Source organism: Caulobacter sp. FG7, from assembly GCF_057808875.1.
On the sequence record NZ_JBMDIW010000037.1, the window covers coordinates 16,145 to 34,087 of the forward strand.

17 protein-coding genes are annotated in these 17,943 nt (G+C 69.5%); 9 read left to right on the forward strand and 8 right to left on the reverse strand.

The window, feature by feature from the left end; all coding sequences use genetic code 11:
• Positions 1 to 103: 103 nt before the first annotated feature.
• The 3 genes from ACODR1_RS22400 to ACODR1_RS22410 form a co-directional block, all read right to left on the reverse strand.
• Positions 104 to 2,050, reverse strand: coding sequence for a transglycosylase domain-containing protein (locus ACODR1_RS22400; RefSeq protein ID WP_488882411.1), 1,947 nt, complete (start codon positions 2,048 to 2,050; stop codon positions 104 to 106).
• 221 nt (positions 2,051 to 2,271) lie between these two features.
• Positions 2,272 to 3,294, reverse strand: coding sequence for a sensor histidine kinase (locus ACODR1_RS22405; protein WP_488882412.1), 1,023 nt, complete (start codon positions 3,292 to 3,294; stop codon positions 2,272 to 2,274).
• 84 nt (positions 3,295 to 3,378) lie between these two features.
• Entirely contained in the window at positions 3,379 to 3,558 is a 180-nt protein-coding gene (locus ACODR1_RS22410) for a hypothetical protein (protein WP_101719805.1), read from the reverse strand.
• 501 nt (positions 3,559 to 4,059) lie between these two features.
• Between ACODR1_RS22410 and ACODR1_RS22415 the strand changes: the two genes are divergently transcribed.
• A complete protein-coding gene (locus tag ACODR1_RS22415; protein ID WP_488882413.1) occupies positions 4,060 to 5,697 on the forward strand; it encodes a pectate lyase in 1,638 nt (545 codons plus the stop codon).
• A 116-nt stretch (positions 5,698 to 5,813) separates the two neighbouring features.
• Here the strand turns inward: ACODR1_RS22415 and ACODR1_RS22420 are convergent, their stop codons facing one another.
• Both ACODR1_RS22420 and ACODR1_RS22425 read right to left on the reverse strand, forming a co-directional pair.
• Positions 5,814 to 7,325, reverse strand: a complete 1,512-nt coding sequence (locus ACODR1_RS22420; protein WP_488882414.1) for a DUF885 domain-containing protein — start codon at positions 7,323 to 7,325, stop codon at positions 5,814 to 5,816.
• A 57-nt stretch (positions 7,326 to 7,382) separates the two neighbouring features.
• Positions 7,383 to 7,703 (reverse strand): ArsR/SmtB family transcription factor, encoded by a 321-nt coding sequence (locus tag ACODR1_RS22425; RefSeq protein WP_488882415.1) that lies wholly within the window; start codon positions 7,701 to 7,703, stop codon positions 7,383 to 7,385.
• A gap of 84 nt (positions 7,704 to 7,787) precedes the next feature.
• On the opposite strand from ACODR1_RS22425, the gene ACODR1_RS22430 reads away from it, so the two are divergent.
• The 3 genes from ACODR1_RS22430 (at position 7,788) to ACODR1_RS22440 (ending at position 10,970) form a co-directional block, all read left to right on the forward strand.
• Complete coding sequence (locus ACODR1_RS22430; RefSeq protein WP_488882416.1) at positions 7,788 to 8,135, forward strand: putative quinol monooxygenase; 348 nt, start codon at positions 7,788 to 7,790, stop codon at positions 8,133 to 8,135.
• A gap of 283 nt (positions 8,136 to 8,418) precedes the next feature.
• Complete coding sequence (locus ACODR1_RS22435; RefSeq protein ID WP_488882417.1) at positions 8,419 to 8,997, forward strand: hypothetical protein; 579 nt, start codon at positions 8,419 to 8,421, stop codon at positions 8,995 to 8,997.
• Positions 8,998 to 9,143: 146 nt separating this feature from the next.
• A complete protein-coding gene (locus ACODR1_RS22440) occupies positions 9,144 to 10,970 on the forward strand; it encodes a glycoside hydrolase family 9 protein (RefSeq protein WP_488882418.1) in 1,827 nt (608 codons plus the stop codon).
• Positions 10,971 to 10,976: 6 nt separating this feature from the next.
• On the opposite strand, the gene ACODR1_RS22445 is transcribed toward ACODR1_RS22440, so the two are convergent.
• Positions 10,977 to 11,405 (reverse strand): DUF6491 family protein, encoded by a 429-nt coding sequence (locus ACODR1_RS22445; RefSeq protein ID WP_488882419.1) that lies wholly within the window; start codon positions 11,403 to 11,405, stop codon positions 10,977 to 10,979.
• 74 nt (positions 11,406 to 11,479) lie between these two features.
• A complete protein-coding gene (locus ACODR1_RS22450; RefSeq protein ID WP_488882420.1) occupies positions 11,480 to 11,881 on the reverse strand; it encodes a MerC domain-containing protein in 402 nt (133 codons plus the stop codon).
• A gap of 243 nt (positions 11,882 to 12,124) precedes the next feature.
• Between ACODR1_RS22450 and ACODR1_RS22455 the strand changes: the two genes are divergently transcribed.
• Positions 12,125 to 13,588, forward strand: coding sequence for a catalase (locus ACODR1_RS22455; protein WP_488882421.1), 1,464 nt, complete (start codon positions 12,125 to 12,127; stop codon positions 13,586 to 13,588).
• Positions 13,589 to 13,658: 70 nt separating this feature from the next.
• Here ACODR1_RS22455 and efp read toward each other — a convergent pair whose 3' ends face one another.
• Positions 13,659 to 14,225 (reverse strand): elongation factor P, encoded by a 567-nt coding sequence (gene efp / locus ACODR1_RS22460; protein ID WP_101719796.1) that lies wholly within the window; start codon positions 14,223 to 14,225, stop codon positions 13,659 to 13,661.
• A gap of 135 nt (positions 14,226 to 14,360) precedes the next feature.
• Between efp and epmA the strand changes: the two genes are divergently transcribed.
• From epmA to ACODR1_RS22480, 4 genes are all read left to right on the forward strand, one after another.
• Positions 14,361 to 15,413, forward strand: coding sequence for an EF-P lysine aminoacylase EpmA (gene epmA / locus ACODR1_RS22465; RefSeq protein WP_488882422.1), 1,053 nt, complete (start codon positions 14,361 to 14,363; stop codon positions 15,411 to 15,413).
• Between the two features lie 109 nt (positions 15,414 to 15,522).
• Positions 15,523 to 15,963, forward strand: a complete 441-nt coding sequence (locus ACODR1_RS22470; protein ID WP_488882423.1) for a VOC family protein — start codon at positions 15,523 to 15,525, stop codon at positions 15,961 to 15,963.
• Between the two features lie 67 nt (positions 15,964 to 16,030).
• The gene (locus tag ACODR1_RS22475; RefSeq protein WP_488882424.1) at positions 16,031 to 17,074 is read left to right on the forward strand and encodes a lysine-2,3-aminomutase-like protein; all 1,044 of its coding nucleotides are present in this window, start codon (positions 16,031 to 16,033) and stop codon (positions 17,072 to 17,074) included.
• A gap of 4 nt (positions 17,075 to 17,078) precedes the next feature.
• Complete coding sequence (locus ACODR1_RS22480; RefSeq protein WP_488882425.1) at positions 17,079 to 17,840, forward strand: pseudouridine synthase; 762 nt, start codon at positions 17,079 to 17,081, stop codon at positions 17,838 to 17,840.
• The last annotated feature ends 103 nt before the right edge of the window (positions 17,841 to 17,943 follow it).

A 17,943-nucleotide genomic window follows, 5' to 3' on the forward strand; every position in this document is an offset into this window, starting at 1 on the left:
GGGCGAGGGAAGCGGGATTTTATAGCCGGCCCGACTACACCGGGAACTTCCCCCCTCCGGCCCTTCGGGCCACCTCCCCCTTCAGGGGGAGGATCTTGAGATATCACCCGCCGAAGATCCGCCGCAGCCAGCGCGGGATGCCGCCGAGGTCCTGTTCCAGTTCACGCTCCAGACCGTCCTCTTCCGACGGCGGCTGCACGCGCGGAACCGGGGCGCGGTCGCGGGCGATCAGGCCGGCCTTCAGGCCCTGGCCGACGAAGTCGCGCCAGATCTGGGCCGGCAGGCCGCCGCCGGTGACGCCGTTCATCGGCGAGTGATCGTCGTTGCCGACCCACACCCCGACCACCAGGTCGCCGGTGAAGCCGACGAAGACGGCGTCGCGGTGCTCCTGGGTGGTGCCGGTCTTGCCATAGGTCAGCTGGCCGGTGCGCGCGGCGCGGCCGGTGCCTTCCTCGACCACCGCGCCGAGCAGTTCGTAGAGCGCCGCGCGCTGGGCGGTGTCGAGCGGCCGGCTGGGCGGCGGCGCCTCGCCGTCCTTGCGCGGCCGGCCGTAGGGCGCGACCGGCATGTGGCCCGAGGCGACGGCGGCGTAGGCGCTGGTCAGCTCCAGCAACGTGGTCTCGGCCGCGCCCAGCGACAGGCTGGCGTCGGTCGCCTTCAGCGGCGAGTTGATGCCGAGATCACGCGCGGCCTGCACCACCGCCTCGCCGCCGGCCGTCTGCCAGATGCGGGCGGCGATGACGTTGTTGGACTGGGCGAAGGCGTCGCGCAGGGTCAGGTCGGTTCCCGTACCGCCCTCATAGTTCCTGGGCGTCCAGCCATTGATGGTGACCGGATCGCCGACCACCCGCATGTCGGGCCGGGCCCCGTCGCGCAGGGCGGCCAGGTAGACGAACAGCTTGAAGGCGCTGCCCGGCTGGCGCTTGGCCTGGACGGCGCGGTTGAACTGGCTCTTGGCGTAGGAGCGGCCGCCGACCATGGCCACCACCTTGCCGTCGGGGCGCATGGCGACCAGGGCCGCCTGCCCCGCCTTCAGCCGGGTTCCCGACTTGGCCAGGGCGTTGTTGACCGCCTGCTCGGCGCGGCGCTGCAGCCGGCCGTCCAGGGTGGTGGGAACCCGGACCTCGCCATAGCGGGCGGTCTCGAAGGCGTCGGCGATCTGCGGCGAGACCCAGTCGGCGAAATAGCCGCCGACCGGCAGGCTGGCCCGCGTGGCTCGCGCGCGGGCGCCGTGGGCATTGGCGGCCTGCTCGGCGCTGATGAACTTGACCTCGACCATGTCGGCCAGCACCCGGTCGGCGCGGGCGGCGGCGGCCTTGGGGTTGTCGACGGGATCCAGGCGGCTGGGCGCATTGACCATACCGGCCAGGATTGCGGCCTGGCCAAGGGTCAGCTTCTCGGGCGGGCGGCCGAAATAGTGCCGCGAGGCCGCGCCCAGGCCATAGACCCCGTCGCCGAAATAGATGCTCGACAGGTAGCGGGCGAGGATCTCGTCCTTCGACAGGCGCAGTTCCAGCCAGACGGCGATCACCGCCTCCTGCGCCTTGCGGCGAAGCGTACGCTCGTTGCTGAGGAAGGCGTTCTTGGCCAGTTGCTGGGTGATGGTGCTGGCGCCCTCGCGAGCCTTGCCGGCCTTGATGTTGACCGCCGCCGCCCGGCCCATGCCCCAGAGATCCAGGCCGAAGTGGCGGCGGAAACGCCGATCCTCGATGGCGATGAAGGCATTCGGCACATAGGCCGGCAGTTGGGAGACGACGACAGGCGCCTCCTTGTAGGCCCCGCGTCGGGCGAAGGGCTTGCCCTGGGCGTCCAGCAGCACGACGGCAGGACTGTCCAGCGGCTCCAGCGAGCGCGACAGCGGCAGGCTGACGCCGATCCAGACGAAGGCGGCCAGCAGGGCGGCGAAAATCAGGCCGAAGAAACCCATCCAGCGCGGATGGCGACGGACGAAGGCGACGAGGCCGCGCGCCCTGGCGGCGACGAAGGCGGTCGCGGTCAGGGCTGCATGCCGCGCCTTCACCGTCCAGGATCGCCAGTCGAAATCGGCCACTCGGCCCCCGTTTCCTGTTTCAGCCCTCGCCTGAATGGCAAGAACTTGCGGCAGGAAAGCGTCACAGCAGGCTGGAGGTTGCCCAGCCCGGCGCGTGGCCCTCGTCCTTCGACAGGCTCAGGATGAGGACAACTCGTCGGCTTGCGGCGGTCGAAAAACCTCATCCTGAGCCTGTCGAAGGACGAGGTTTTCGTCTCAGGCGAGGGTCGCCGATCCCGCCCTCAGGCCTGCAGCGCCATGAAGGCGTCCACCCGGTCGAGCGCCGCCAGGGGCGCGCGGAGGGTGCAGACCAGGCCCTCGGGGCGGTAGTCGAGCTCGACCTCTCCGTCCAGTTCGCTGGCCAGGGCCAGTTCGATGATCCGCGAGCCGAAGCCGCGCCGCGAGGGCCGCGCCACCGGCGGGCCGCCGCGCTCGGTCCAGGTGACCAGGAGGCGCGCGCCGGGCTGCGAGGTCCATCGCACCTCGACCTCGCCGCCGGGAACCGACAGGGCGCCGTACTTCAGGGCGTTGATCGCCAGTTCGTGAAAGGCGAGAGCCATGACCACCGCCGGCTTGGGCGAGACCATCAGGTCGGGTCCGTCGACCAGCACTTCGTGGTCGGCGTTGCGATAGGGGCGCAGGGAGCCCTCGACGATCTGGCGCAGGCTGGCGGCGGCCCAGTTCTCGTCGGTCAGCACGTTGTGGGTGGCGGCGATAGCCATCAGCCGGCCCTCGAAGGCCCGCCGCACGGCCGGATCGACGCCGGCGTTGCGCAGCGACTGGGCGGCGATCGACTGGACGATGGCCAGGGTGTTCTTGACCCGATGATTGAGCTCGTTGACCAGCAGCTGGCGGTGGCGCTCGGCCAGCATGGCGGCGGTGACGTCGCGCGAGGCGGCCAGCACCCGCACCACCCGGCCCGCCTCGTCCAGCACCGGCGAGACGGTGGTGTCCCACCAGCGGACATTGCCCCTGGCGGTGGGGCACAGGGCGCGGAACGACGAGGAGCCGCCGGCCAGGGCCTTGTTCAAGGCGTCCTCGACCGCGGGGCGGCTTTCGGGCGGCCACATGTCGGGCCAGTAGCGATCGCGATTGCGGCCCTCGAAATCGTCGATCTCGAACAGCTCGCGGCCGCGCACGTTCATGTATTCGATCAGCCCGTCGCGACTGATGACACGGATGCAGTCCTGGCTGGCTTCCAGCACGCTGTGGAAATAGGCGCCGGCGCTGGCCAGCACGCCATCGTCCATGAGCTCCTGCCCCATGCCCCCTCCGTCGCCCGGCTCCAGGCGGAGCCGAAGTTGCGCGAGGCCGCGACGGTCGTCAGGAACGCGTAGCGCCGAGCCGCCTCAACAGGCGCCGGCGGGCGCGTCCTCGGCGCAGGCTTCCATCAGTCCGACCATGGCGGCGGTGATCCGCGAGGTCTGGGCCATGCGGCGAAGGGCTTCGCGGGCGTGGGCGCTGTCGGCGATCTCGGCCTGACGCTCCAGCCGTTCGGCTTCCCTGAGATGATCGTTTTGGCTCGGCATGGGTCGATTCTTTACTGCGAATGAACGTCGTTCTCCATGCGACCGCGCGACGCAGGCCGAAGGGTTTCGTTAACGCTCTCAGCTGGTTAGGTGCGACAGCACATATGAAAACACCCCCGGGCCATAGGACCCGGGGGTGTCGTCCTGTTCCCCAACAGGACGGCGTCGCCCGCTGCCTCTCCGGCGCGGCGGCGTCGCCTCATGAACCGATGGCGGTCATTTGTTGGATATCGCCTCCCGAGACAACGCGACGGCCTGTCGCACACGTCTCAGGGGAAATTTGGCGCCGTCTCGCCAACAGGGCGCTTGCCAAGCATGACACCGGTGGACATTGTGTCGTCCAAACGCGCGCCGGGCCAACGGCGGCAAGGATTCGAGGCCGCCAGCCTCGACGGGGAAGGAAACCAAGGCGCAGCTTGGAAACGAGCATCGCGACCAGCCTCCGGACCCTGCCGCCTGCGTCCCCGCGTCGCGCCCGCCCGCTCTGGAGTTATCGCGTCGATGCCGCTCAGCCCCCTCTCCCGCCGCCGCCTGCTGGCGACCACCGCGGCCGCCTTCGCCGCCTCGGCGGGCCTGGCGCCCTTCAAGGCCCTGGCGGCCGAGGCGCCGAGCAAGGAAGCGGCGCTGGCGACGATGAAGCGGGCGACGACCTTCATGGTCGAAAAGGTCGCCTACCAGGGCGGCTATGTCTGGAGCTACCTGCCCGACTTCTCGCGCCGCTGGGGCGAGATGGAGGCCTATCCGACGATGATCTGGGTGCAGCCGCCCGGCACGGCGACCATGGGCCACTTGTTCCTCGACGCCTATCACGCCACCGGCGACGAATATTACTACGAGGCCGCCAAGCAGGTGGCCGGCGCCCTGATCAAGATCCAGCACCCGGCCGGCGGCTGGAACTACCTGGGCGACCTGGCCGGCGAGCAGTCGATCAGGAAGTGGTACGACACCATCGGCAAGAACGGCTGGCGGCTCGAGGAATTCCAGCACTACTACGGCAACGCCACCTTCGACGACGCCGGCACGGCCGAAAGCTCGCAGTTCCTGCTGCGGCTCTATGTCGAGAAGAAGGATGCGGCCTTCAAGCCGGCGCTCGACAAGGCCATCCAGTTCGTTCTCGACAGCCAGTATCCGGTCGGCGGCTGGCCCCAGCGCTTCCCGCTGAAGGACGAGTTCCACCACCACGGCCGGCCCGACTACACCGGCTACATCACCTTCAACGACGACGTGGCCGGCGAGAACATCGAGTTCCTGCTGATGGTCTGGCAGGCGCTGGGCGATCCGCGCGTGCTGCCGGCCGTGAAGAAGGCCATGGACTGCTTCGTCGCCTGCCAGCAGCCCCTGCCCCAGGCCGGCTGGGGCCTGCAGCACAAGGTCTCCGACCTCAAGCCGTCCGGCGCGCGCACCTACGAGCCCGAGGCCTTCGCCACCCACACCACGGCGGCCAACATCACCGCCTGCATGGGCTTCTACGAACTGACCGGCGATCCGAAGTACCTGGCGCGCCTTTCCGAGGCGCTGGACTGGCTGGAAACCACCAAGCTGCCGGTCGAATACCAGAAGGGCCGCCAGTTCCCGACCTTCGTCGAGATCGGCACGAACAAGCCTCTGTTCGTGCACCGCACCGGCAGCAACGTCGTCAACGGCCGCTACTATGTCGACGACAACCCCGAGAACACCGTGGCGCACTACTCCTCGTTCCGGGGGGTCAACATCCCGGCGCTGCGCAAGCGGCTGGAGACGCTGAAGGCCACCCCGCCCGAGGTCGCCAGCAAGGCCTCGCCGCTGAAGGGCGGCCGCCAGGCGCTGCCGAGATACTACACGCTCAAGGATGTCTCGGTTTCGGACCTGAACGTCGGCGCGCTGAAGGGCGATGCGGCGGCGGGCGCGCCCGACAAGGCCGCGGGCCTGATCGCCGCGCTCAACGAGGCCGGCTGGTGGCCGACCGAGCTGAAGGCGACCAGCAACCCCTATATCGGCGACGGCTCGCCCACCCCGGCCCCGGGCGACTTCAGCCGCACCCACGTAGGCGACGCGAGCGACACCTCGCCCTACGTGACCGACAAGCCGAAGATCGGGATCTCGACGGGCAGCTACATCGAGAACATGGTCACGTTGCTGAAGTACGTCGGGGCGGCGTAAGCCCCCCTCAGTCGCTTCGCGACAGCTCCCCCAAAAGGGGGAGCATCTAGTTCGGCGCTCTTAGATCCTCCCCCTCTGGGGGAGGTGGCCCGGAGGGCCGCAGGGGGCCAGCGGCGTCAAAGCATCGCCAGTGGCAGCGTCCCGCGGTCCAGCACCCGGCCGTGGAACTCCCGCAGGGTCCCGCCCCACGCGCGACGCAGCCGCGCCAGTTCCAGCCAGTAGATCCCCTGCGCCGCAGCCGCGCCCGGGGCGATGGCGGCGCGTTCGACCTCCTGGGCGAACGGCGCGAAGATCACCGGCGCGCCCTGCACGTCGGCCAGGAAGGCCATAGCCCGCTCGGGCGTCCAGCCCTCCAGATGGACGCCGATGTCCATGCGGGCGCGGGCGGCGCGGAACAGGATCCAGTAGAGGCCGCCGATCTCGGCCAGGGGCTCGCCGTCGAAGGCGCCCGTCTCCCAGGCCAGGTGCTCGGCATAGACAGCCCAGCCCTCCATCGCCGCAGGGCACGCCACGCGCGAGCGGTATGGATGGGCGCCCGACAGCTCTTCCTTGGGGATCTGCAGCATGTGGCCGGGCAGCACCTCGTGATGCACCACCGCCGGCAGGCTCCAGCTTGGCCGGTCACGGATGCGCTTGAGGTCGACATAGTAGGCGCCGGGCTTCCTACCGTCCGCCGAGGGCAGGTCGCGATAACCCTGACGGCCGGCGGCCTCGTCAGCGGGCGACATGCGGCGCACCGACACCGCGTCGACGGCGCCGGGCAGGTTTCCGAAGGCCAGGGGCAGGCGCGCGCGCGCCTTGGCCAGCCACGGCGCCATGTCGGCAATGGCGCGATCGCGGCCGGCGTCGTCGTCGGAATACAGGAAGCGCTCGTCGGCCATCAGCGCCCGCAGGCGCTCGCCCACCCCGCCCTGGGTCAGGCCCTGGGCCTTCAGCAGGACGTCGGCGCGGGCGTGCAGGCCCTTGATGGCCTCGTCCAGCCGCCGACAGGCATCGACTGGGGCCATGGGCGCGCCCAGCTGGGTCTTCAGCATGGCGGCGTAATAGGCCTCGCGATCCTTGAAGCGGACGCCGGCCGAGGCGCCCGCGCGGGGCTTCAGGGCCAGCAGCGCATTACGCTGGCCGTTCAGCGCGCCCCCCACCGACGGCGATGCCTTCGACCGCGCCTCGACCAGGGCCTTGTCCAGGCGATCGATCAGGAAAGCGGGCGGGACGACTCCGGCTGCGGCGTCCTTGCGGATCCGATCGGTCTCGGCCTGGATGCGCGCGACCATCGCGGGCGCGGCGTCGCCCCAGGCCTCCGAGGCCTTCTGCCAGGCGCCCGAGCGGGTGGTGACGACATAGGGACCGGCGACGCCCGCGCCGAACGGGAAGCGGCGGACGAGCTCGGTCTCGGCCTGGGTGGCGATGCGCACGGCGTCGTAGTCGAGGCGGGCCTTGGGCGACAGCGCAAGGGGATCGAGAGCGGCCAGCGCCTTCAGCTTGTCGGCGGCGGTTCCGCCCTTGGCGAAGCCGTCCAGCAGGGTCCTCAGCGCCGCATCCCCGTCCTCTCTCCCAGATTGGGCCAGGGCCGGACCGGCGGCCAGGCTCGCGCCGGCCAGCAGCATCATCGCGCGACGATCGATCATCCGGCCGCCTCCCTCTTGTCTCGTTGCCCCCTGTCGTAGCGGGAAAGACACCGGTGTCTAGAGGGGCTGATCCTCGGCCGCGACCAGGGCCAGCAGGCCCGGAAAGCGGGCCTCGATCTCGTCGTGGCGCAGCTGGGCGGCGCGGCTGTTGCCCCGGTCGACCTGGCGGATCAGGCCCGCCTCGCGCAGCACCCGGAAATGATGGGTCAGCGAGGCCTTGCTGACCGGCAGGCCGAAGGAGACGCAGGTGCGCTCGGTCAGCGGTGCGCTGCGCACCAGTTCGGCGATCACGCGGCGGCGCAGCGGGTCGGCCAGGGCGGCCAGCAGCGCGCCCAGCTGCATTTCCTCGGGTTTGGGGTGGCCTTCGGCGTCGGGCATCGGACATCCATGACAAAGGTAAGGATTGATCCATACCTTCAAAGAGCTTTAGGTAAGGACATATCCATACCTATGAGGACCAGCATGTCCAACACTCCCTTCGGCCCGCCCCTGCCCGACGCCGGCGAGACCGGGCCCTACGCCCTGGTCGGCACGGCCCGCGCCCGTCCCGGCATGGCCGACCAGCTGGAAGCGCGGCTGGTGTCGCTGGTCGCGCCGACGCGCCAGGAGGCCGGCTGCGTGGCCTATCACGTGCATCGCGACCGCGCCGACCGCGACCTCTTCGTCTTCTACGAAGCCTGGAGCGACCGCGCCGCACTGCTGAAACACTTCGACGAGCCCTGCATCGTCAGCTTCCTGGCCGACCGCGCCGATTACCTGGACGGCGAGCTCGACGTGCGCTGGCTGCGGATGAGCAGCCCAGAGGCCTGACGGCGGGAGGCTGGGTGCATCCGCGCACAATACATTCATAGATTGCAAAATTGATGAATTCTCCCGAAGGTGCCGGCGGAGCCTTCGGGGGGCGACCACCCTGTCACGCCGGCGCGGGCGCGCCCGTTCCCGGACGGGCGGCGCGGCCGTGCTCCCCACGGCGCCAGCCTGTCTTCGAAGGCGCCCTTCGCGCCCGAAAGACCCAGTAGCCAGTCCGCGTCCGCGTCCAGCCCATCGCGCGCGGTCCATGTCGGCCGCCGCTTTTCCACGGAGGTACGACCCGATGACCTTGACCACCCGCCGCTCCCTGATCGCCTGCGCGGCCGCCCTGGCCGCCGTCGCGGCCTCGCCCGCCTCCGGCCTCGCCCAGCCGATAACCCCGCGCGTCTCGGAGGCCGAGGTGATCGCCGCAACCGAGGCCTGGGGCAAGGGCCTGGTGTCGATCTCGATCGCCTATGACGGCAACGAGAACAACTTCGAGAAGGCCAAGGCCGTCGCCAGCGACTTCATCGACAAGGCCTATGGCTATCAACTGGGCCCGGTGCTGTTCAAGCCGACCCTGACCCGCCAGCCGCAGACCTTCCGCACGACCAAGGTCGGCGCCCTGGCCTATTTCGTCGGTCACGACAAAGCCTATCCCTATGACGACGGTTTCGCCCTGCTGCCGTGGCGCAGCGTGACCTACAAGCCGGTCGGCATCCAGATCAACGGCGCGGTCGCCAGCACCATGGGCCGACTGGAGTTGCGCGACGCCGACGGCAATCCGACCGTGGTCGACAAGACCTGGGTGTTCAAGAAGGACGAGCGGGGCGCGCTGCGGATCATCGTCCACCACTCCTCGCTGCCGTTCGTGGGCTACTAGGGTCGACGGCGGGCTCGGCTCGCCCAGGCTCGGCTCGTCCGGGCCCGCCGCGCCACACCGACGCGTGACAACGCTGTCAGATATCGCCTAGGGTCTCGCCGGGGCGCGAAAAGACGCCCATCTGTTTCGCGTCCCGGAGGAAGCCCTTGCCGCACCGTTCGATGCCCGCCCTGCTGGCGGCGACCGCCATGGCCGCCCTCGCCTCGCCCAGCCTCGCGGCCGAACCGATCGCGCCGATCCGCCTGAACCAGGTCGGCGTACTGGAAAGCGCAGGCAAGCTGGCGGTGCTGCCGGAAACCTCGACGACGCCCCTGGCCTGGACCCTGGAAGACAAGGACGGCCGGGTCGTCGCCAAGGGCCAGACCCGCGTGGTCGGCCCCGACGCGGCCTCGGGCGAAAGCCTGCACCAGATCGATTTCTCGGCCGCCCCGGCCGGCTACGGCTATCGGCTGAAGGTCGGCCAGCGGGCCAGCCGGCCGTTCGCGATCGACGCCCACCCCTATGCGCGGCTCAAGCGCGACGCTCTCGCCTTCTTCTACCAGAACCGCAGCGGCGTCGCGATCGAGGCCAGGAACGGCGACGATCCCAAGCTGGCGCGTCCGGCCGCCCACGCGCCCGACCGCGCCACCTGCTTCAACGGCCAGGACCAGCGCGGCCAGGTCTGGGCCGGCTGCGGCTACGAACTGAACGGCAGCAAGGGCTGGTACGACGCCGGCGACCACGGCAAGTACGTGGTCAACGGCGGCATCGCCGTCTGGACGCTGGTGAACTATCACGAGCGGCTGACCGCCCGAGGCAAGACGCCCGACTTCGCCGACGGCGCCCAGCGCATCCCCGAGGCCGGCAACGGCGTCTCCGACCTGCTGGACGAGGCCCGCTGGGAGCTGGAGTTCCTGCTGCGCATGCAGGTTCCGCCGGGAACCACCATGGCCCTGCCGATCGGCAAGCAGGGTCAGGGACAACTGGCGCTCACCGAGGTCGACGCCTCGGGCATGGCCCACCAGAAGCTGACCGACGCCTATTGGACCGGCGTGCCGACCGCCCCGCACGAGGACCCGGCGCCGCGCTACCTGTTCCACCCGACCACCGGCGCGACCCTGAACCTGGCCGCCGTCGCCGCCCAGTGCGCGCGAGTGTGGAAGGACGTCGACCCGGCCTTCTCGGCCCGCTGCCTGAAGGTGGCCCGCAGCGCCTTCGACGCGGCGCGGCGCAACCCGGAAGTCTACGCCCATAGCCAGTTCAACGGCGGGGGTGGTTATGGCGACGGCGAGTTGTCGGACGAACTGTTCTGGGCCGCGGCCGAGCTTTGGGCGACCACGGGAGAAGCGTCTTACGGCGAGGTCGTGCAGGCCTCGCCCTACAGGCCGACCGCCGGCAAGCCGGCAGAGGCGCCGGGCTGGGGCTCGACCTCGACGCTGGGGGTGATCTCGCTGGCGCTGTCTGACAAGGTTCCGGCGCCGGTGCGCGACGCCGCCCGCGCCGGCGTGGTCGCCGCCGCCGACAGGTACGCCGCCGAGGACCTGCAGGCCGGCTACCGCCTGCCGGACGCAGGAGCGCGCTATGTCTGGGGCTCGAACGGCGTGGTCATGAACCGCGCCATGATCCTGGGCCTGGCCTACGACTTCACCGGCAAGGCCGCCTATCGCCAGGCCGCCGCCGACGCCATGGACTACGTGCTGGGCCGCAACCCGCTGGACCAGTCCTATGTGACGGGCTGGGGCGCTCGGCCGATGAAGCATCCGCACCACCGCCTCTGGGTGGGCAAGGGCAAGTACCCCGCCCCGCCGCCCGGCGTGATCTCGGGCGGGCCCAACAACACCGCCTTCAGCGACGAGGTCGCCAAGCAGATGGAAGGCAAGTGCGCGGCCCAGACCTGCTGGACCGACAGCATCGACGCCTTCACCCAGAACGAGGTGGCGGTGAACTGGAACGCGCCGTTCTTCTGGGTGGCGGCGTTCCTCGACGAGCGGTGAGGCCGTCTAGCGTCGGCTGGCCTTGGACAGCGCCGTGACTTCGTCGGCGCTCAGGCGGCGCACCTCGGCCACGCGGCAATGCTGCGGGCCGGCGGAGGTCTTGGCCACGACGTCAGCCGTTTCGCCTGGGCAGACCACGTCGCTGCCGCTCGAGCGAACATTGATCTTCTCGGCGGCGTTCAGGCCATCACAGTCGCTGGCCAGGCGCAGGCGGTAGATGCCCTGGATGGACTGGACATAGACCGTCTTGTCGCCCGAGCGGTTGGCGCCGGCGATGAACGCCCCGTTGAAGCACTGGCGGGCGTTGTCGCGCGGCAGCGCGCTGGAATAGGCCCGCTGCTGGGCGGCGTAGTCGAAGACCTGGCCATTGTCGGCCATGGCCGGCGCGGAGCCGAGGGCCAGTGCGGCCAATGCGATGAGAGACGCGGACTTCATGGGCGGACCTCGCGACTGTCTTGTCGGTTGCGACGATAGCCCAGCCTCGACCGTTGCGAAAGCGCGCTTGTCCCTTAAGCCGCCGGCTCCAGTTCCGCCTGCTCGGCGCAGGAGCAGATGCGGGCGTTCAGCAGGTGGACGCCGGCCAGGGCCAGACCGCCCAGGCTGGTCAGGGCGGCTTCGGCCCAGTCGGCCATCGGCACGAAGGCGCCGGCCGCCATCAGCGACAGGCCGGCGACCGCCAGGGCCACCATGCCAGGACGCCGCCAGTTGCCCGAGCGCGCCAGGGCGAAGACCGAGACCGGCGCGGCCATGGCCAGGAACAGCGGGTGCAGCCACTCGGCATGCGACAGGTTCGCGGCCAGCGGCAACAGGGCGGCCATGGCCGGCAGGGCCAGGCAGTGCACCAGGCACAGGCCCGAAAGGCCGATCGCAGCGCCGTCGAGACCCCGTTGCAGGTGGTTGTGGCGAGCCATGGGGTACTCCGGATGCGAACGGTCGAGGCGACTTAAATGTTATTACGTAACACCAGGTCAAGAGTGAGGCGGCGAATTTTGTGACCCCCTCAGTCGGCTTCGCCGACAGCTCCCCCAAAGGGGGAGGTGGCCCGGAGGGCCGGAGGGGGTGCGACTTGCACCTTCTGAACGACGCGATCGTTCAAGCCCGCAACCAGGGCCATCGGCGAGTCTTGCCGCTACGCAACACCGTCGGAGGCCGCCATGTCGGACGCCCGTTTTTCCCGCGCCAACGGCGCGCCCGTCCATGACAACGTCAATATCGAGACCGCCGGGCCCCGCGGCCCCGCCCTGCTGCAGGACATCTGGCTGCTGGAGAAGCTGGCCCATTTCGACCGCGAGGTGATCCCCGAGCGCCGCATGCACGCCAAGGGCTCGGGCGCCTACGGGACCTTCACGGTGACCGGCGACGTCACCCGCTTCACCAAGGCCAGGCTGTTCTCGGAGGTGGGCAAGGAGACGCCGGTGTTCCTGCGCTTCTCGACCGTGGCCGGCGAGCGCGGGGCGGCCGACGCCGAGCGTGACATCCGCGGCTTCGCGGTGAAGTTCTACACCGAGGAAGGCAACTGGGACCTGGTGGGCAACAACACCCCGGTGTTCTTCTTCCGCGACCCGCTGCGCTTCCCCGACCTCAACCACGCGGTTAAGCGCGACCCGCGCACCGGCATGCGCAGCGCCCAGAACAACTGGGACTTCTGGACCCTGCTGCCTGAGGCCCTGCACCAGGTGACGATCGTGATGAGCGAGCGCGGCCTGCCGCGCGGCTATCGCCACATGCACGGCTTCGGCAGCCACACCTTCAGCTTCATCGACGCGGCAAACGAGCGGGTTTGGGTGAAGTTCCACTTCCGCAGCCAGCAGCCGATCGAGAACCTGACCGACGGCGAGGCCGAGGTCCTGGTCGGCAAGGACCGCGAGAGCAGCCAGCGCGACCTCTTCGAGGCCATCGAGCGCGGCGAGTTCCCCCGCTGGACCCTCTACGTGCAGATCATGACCGACGCGGAAGCCAAGGCCTTCCGCTTCAATCCCTTCGACCTGACCAAGGTCTGGCCCAAGGGCGAGTTCCCGCTGATCGAGGCCGGCGTGCTCGAGTTGAACCGCAATCCCCAGAACGTCTTCGCCGAGGTCGAGCAGGCGGCGTTCACGCCGGCCAACATCGTGCCGGGGATCGGCTTCTCGCCCGACAAGATGCTGCAGGCGCGCCTGTTTTCGTACGGCGACGCCCAGCGCTATCGCCTTGGGGTGAACCACGTGCACATCCCGGTGAACGCGCCCAAGTGCCCCTATCACAGCTATCACCGCGACGGGGCGATGCGGGTCGACGGCAATCTCGGCGCCACCCCGACCTACTGGCCCAACAGCCGCGGCGAATGGATCGACCATCCGCACATGGCCGAACCGCCGCTGGCCATCGAGGGCGCCGCCGCCCACTGGGACCACCGCGTCGACGACGACCACTACCAGCAGCCGGGCGACCTCTTCCGGCTGATGGACGCTGGGCAGCGGCAGGCCCTGTTCGACAACACCGCCCGCTCGCTGGGCGGCGCCACCGCCGACATCCAGCAGCGGCATATCGCCAACTGCACGAAAGCCGATCCGGCCTATGGCGCGGGCGTGGCCGAGGCCCTGTCGCGCCTCGCCCCGCCCCAGGTCGCGGCGGCCGAGTAGCGCCCAAGAAAAATCCCGGCGGCCTCGCGGTCGCCGGGATCATCTGTGTTCAGACGCTGTCGAAGGACGATCAGTCCTTGGCGCGTTCCTGATAGCTGTTGTCTTCCGTCAGGATGATCACGCGGGTGCCGACGGTGATGTACGGCGGAACGGTCGTCTTGACGCCGTTGCTGAGCACGGCCGGCTTGTAGGACGACGAAGCGGTCTGGCCCTTCACCGACGGTTCGGTCTCGACGATCTCGAGGACCACGGTGCGCGGCAGTTCGATGGCGATCGGCACGTCGTTGTGGGTCGACAGCTGGACCGTCATGTTTTCCTGCAGGTAGGGCGCGGCGTCGCCGATCACGTCCTCGGTGGCCACGAGCTGGTCGTAGCTTTCCGGGTTCATGAAGTGGAAGCCCTCGCCGTCCTGGTACAGGAAGGTGTGGTTGCGCTGGTCGACGAAGGCGCGCTCGACCTGCTCGGTGGTGCGGTAGCGTTCCGACACCTTAACGCCGTCGCTGATGCGGCGCATGTTGAGCTGGGTCACCGGGGTGCCCTTGCCCGGGTGGATGTTGTCGACGGTCAGGACGACATAGAGCTTGCCTTCCATGTCGACGACGGCGCCCTTGCGGAGCGAGCTGGCGGCTACCTTCACGTGAGAGTCCTCGAAGATCGGGCGACGGCGCGTTGACCGCGCGCGCGTATATTGCAGATGAATCCGTGTGCCCCTCTATAGCGAACGGGGCTAGATCGCCAGCCCTTCCGTCGTTTCGAGCCGCCGAGAGCCAAAGTGTCAGCCCCCTCTCCTTCTCCCTGGTGGAGCCCCGGCAAGCACCAGGACCGTCGTCCGTTCCTGCTGGCCCGCAACCGGATCACGGCGGCGGTGCGGAGCTGGTTCGCCCAGCGCGACTTCCTGGAGATCGACGCGGCCTGCCTCCAGGTCTCGCCCGGCAACGAGGCGCACCTGCACGCCTTCTCGACGCAAGCGATCAGCCTGACGGGCCAGCGCGCCGAGATGCACCTGCACACCTCGCCCGAGTTCGCCTGCAAGAAGCTGTTGGCCGCAGGCGAGCAGCGGATCTTCAGCCTGGGCAAGGTGTGGCGGAACAGGGAACGCGGGCCGCTGCACCATCCGGAATTCACGATGCTGGAGTGGTACCGGGTCGGCGAGCCCTACGAGACCCTGATGGACGACTGCGCGGCCCTGCTGGCGCTGGCGGCGGAGACGGCGGGGACGAAGCTGTTCAGCTTCCGGGGCCTGGACTGCGATCCCTTCGCCGCGCCCGAGCGGCTGACGGTGGCCGACGCCTTCATGCGCCACGCGGGCGTCGACCTGCTGGCCAGCCTCGGCGAGGGCGGCCAGACCGATCGCGGCTCCCTGGCGGCCTCTGCCATGACGGCCGGGGTCCGGGTCTCGGACGACGACACCTGGGCCGACGTCTTCAGCCGTGTGATCGTCGAGAAGGTCGAGCCCAACCTCGGCATCGGCCGCCCCACGATACTATGCGAGTACCCCACGGCCGAGGCCGCCCTGGCGCGGCCCAAGCCCGGCGACCCGCGCGTGGCCGAGCGCTTCGAGCTCTATGCCTGCGGGGTGGAGCTGGCCAACGCGTTTGGCGAACTGACCGACGCGGCCGAGCAGCGCCGCCGGTTTATCGCCGAGATGGACGAGAAACAGCGCGTCTATGGCGAGCGCTATCCCATCGACGAGGACTTCCTGGCGGCGCTGGAGCACATGCCGGCCTCGGCGGGCTCGGCCCTGGGCTTCGACCGCCTGGCGCTGCTGGCCACGGGCGCGCGGCGCATCGACGAGGTGCTGTGGGTCCCGGTGGCCGAGGTCTGAACGAGCGATCGACGCCGACTGTACGATTTTTCTCGGCGGATTGTCGGTTCCGGCCGGGCTCGAACGTCCTATGGTCCGCATATCAGCAGCGGAACATGGGAGATCCGCCATGAAGATCGTCACCAGCCTGAGCTTCCAAGGCGAATGCCGCCAGGCCTTCGATTTCTACGCCAAGGTGCTTGGCGGCAAGGTCACCTCGGCCTTTCCGTTCGGCGAGGGCCCGCCCGACATGCCGGTCGATCCGAAATACAAGGACTGGCTGATGCACGCCTGGCTCGACGTCGGCGACCAGTCGCTGATGGGCGCCGACATGCCGCCCGAGTTCGCTCCCAATATCGACAAGCCCAAGAACGGCTTTGACGTCACCTTCCATACCGAGGACGCCGCCGAGGCCAGGCGGGTGTTCGAGGCCCTGTCCGAAGGCGGCAAGGTCGGCATGCCGTTCGCGCCCACCTTCTGGTCGCCCGGCTACGGCAGCCTGACCGACCGGTTCGGCATTCCCTGGATGGTCAACACCATCCCCGGCGCGGACTGGACGCCGGGACCCTGACCGGAGGGCCGGGGCGAGGCGCCGCATTTGCCAACCTCGCCCGTTCGGCGCATATCCCGCAGCGATCATGATCGCCGCCAAGAAGACCCTTCGCAGCGCCAGCGCGCTGGCCGACGCCGGACTCGTCGCCGCCGACCGCCTGCCGGCGCTGGAGCGCGTGGCCGCCCAGTACGCGGTGGCCATCACGCCCGACATGGCGCAGCTGATCGACGAGGCCGATCCGTTCGATCCGATCGCGCGCCAGTTCGTGGCCGACGAGGCCGAACTGACGACCCTGCCCGCCGAGTCCGAAGACCCGATCGGCGACTTCGCCCACAGCCCGGTCGAGGGGATCGTCCACCGCTATCCCGACCGCGTGCTGCTGAAACCCACCCATACCTGCGCGGTCTATTGCCGGTTCTGCTTCCGGCGCGAGATGGTCGGCCCCGAGGGCCTCAAGACCCTGTCGCCGGACGAGCTGGACGAGGCCTTCGCCTATGTCGCCGCCCGCCCGCAGATCTGGGAGGTGATCGTCACCGGCGGCGACCCGTTCGTGCTGTCGCCGCGCCGCATCGCCGACCTGATGGACCGGCTGGAAGCGGTCGAGCACGTCAAGGTCGTGCGCTTCCACACGCGTATTCCTTCCGTGGATCCAGCGGCGGTGACGCCCGAACTGGTGGCGGCGCTGAAGCGGGGCTCCAAGGCGGTCTATGTCGCCCTGCACGCCAACCATGCCCGCGAACTGACCCCCGCCGCCCGCGCCGCCTGCGCGCGCCTGGTCGACGCGGGCGTGCCGATGATCGGCCAGACCGTGCTCTTGAAGGGCGTCAACGACGATCCCGAAAGCCTGGGCGCGCTGATGCGGGCGCTCGTCGAGACGCGGGTGAAGCCCTACTATCTGCACCAGAGCGACCTGGCGCCTGGCACCAGCCACCTGCGCACCTCGGTCGAGGAAGGCCGGGCGCTGATGAAGGCCATCCGCGGCCGGTTCTCGGGCCTGTGCCAGCCGACCTACGTGCTCGACATCCCCGACGGCCACGGCAAGGTTCCGATCGGTCCCAACTATCTGGACGACGGCGCGGTCGAAGACCCGCGCGGCCAGACCCACGCCTATCCCCCGAAAGCCGACTGATCCCATGGCCTGGACCCGCACCTACGACGAGGCCGAGCCTCAGCGCGTCAACAAGTGGCTGGCCCAGAGCGGGGTCTGCTCGCGCCGCGAGGCCGAGGCCCTGATCGGCCAGGGCCTGGTGACGATCGACGGCGAGGTGGTGGAAGACGCCGGCCGCAAGATCCAGCCCGGCCAGACCCTGGTGCTGAACGACGGCGCGACCGCCAAGCTCGGCGCGGCCATGACGGTGATGATCCACAAGCCGGTGGGCATCGTCTCGTCCCAGCCCGAGGGCGAGCAGATCCCGGCCGTGCGCCTTTTGACCAAGGCCGCCCAGTTCGGCCAGCCCGGCCCCGTGCCCGGCCGCGACAGCAAGCTGGCGCCGGTGGGGCGGCTGGATATGGACTCGCGCGGTCTGCTGATCCTCTCGGAGGACGGCGTGGTGGCCAAGGCGGTGATCGGCCCGGAGTCGACGCTGGAGAAGGAGTACCGCGTCCGCGTTCGCGGCGAACTGACCCGCGAGAAGATCGACTGGCTGCGCCACGGCCTCGAACTCGACGGCCGCAAGCTCAAGCGCGCCGTCGTCGACCGCCTGGGCCAGGAGACCCTGCGCTTCGTGCTGACCGAAGGCCGCAACCGCCAGATCCGCCGGATGTGCGATCTCGTCGAACTGGACGTCATCGACCTGTTTCGCCACCGCGTCGGCCCGATCGAGCTGGGCGACCTGCCCGAAGGCCGCTGGCGCCCCCTGACGCCCGCCGAGCGCGAGGCGCTGATCCGGGGGTAGATCCCTCTCTCTTTGAGAGAGGGTTTCCGCACGCCTGCCCAACTCCCGCCACGGCGTGTTGCAAGTTCGCCGAAAGCCGTTTCAAAGCCGCAACATCGTCGCG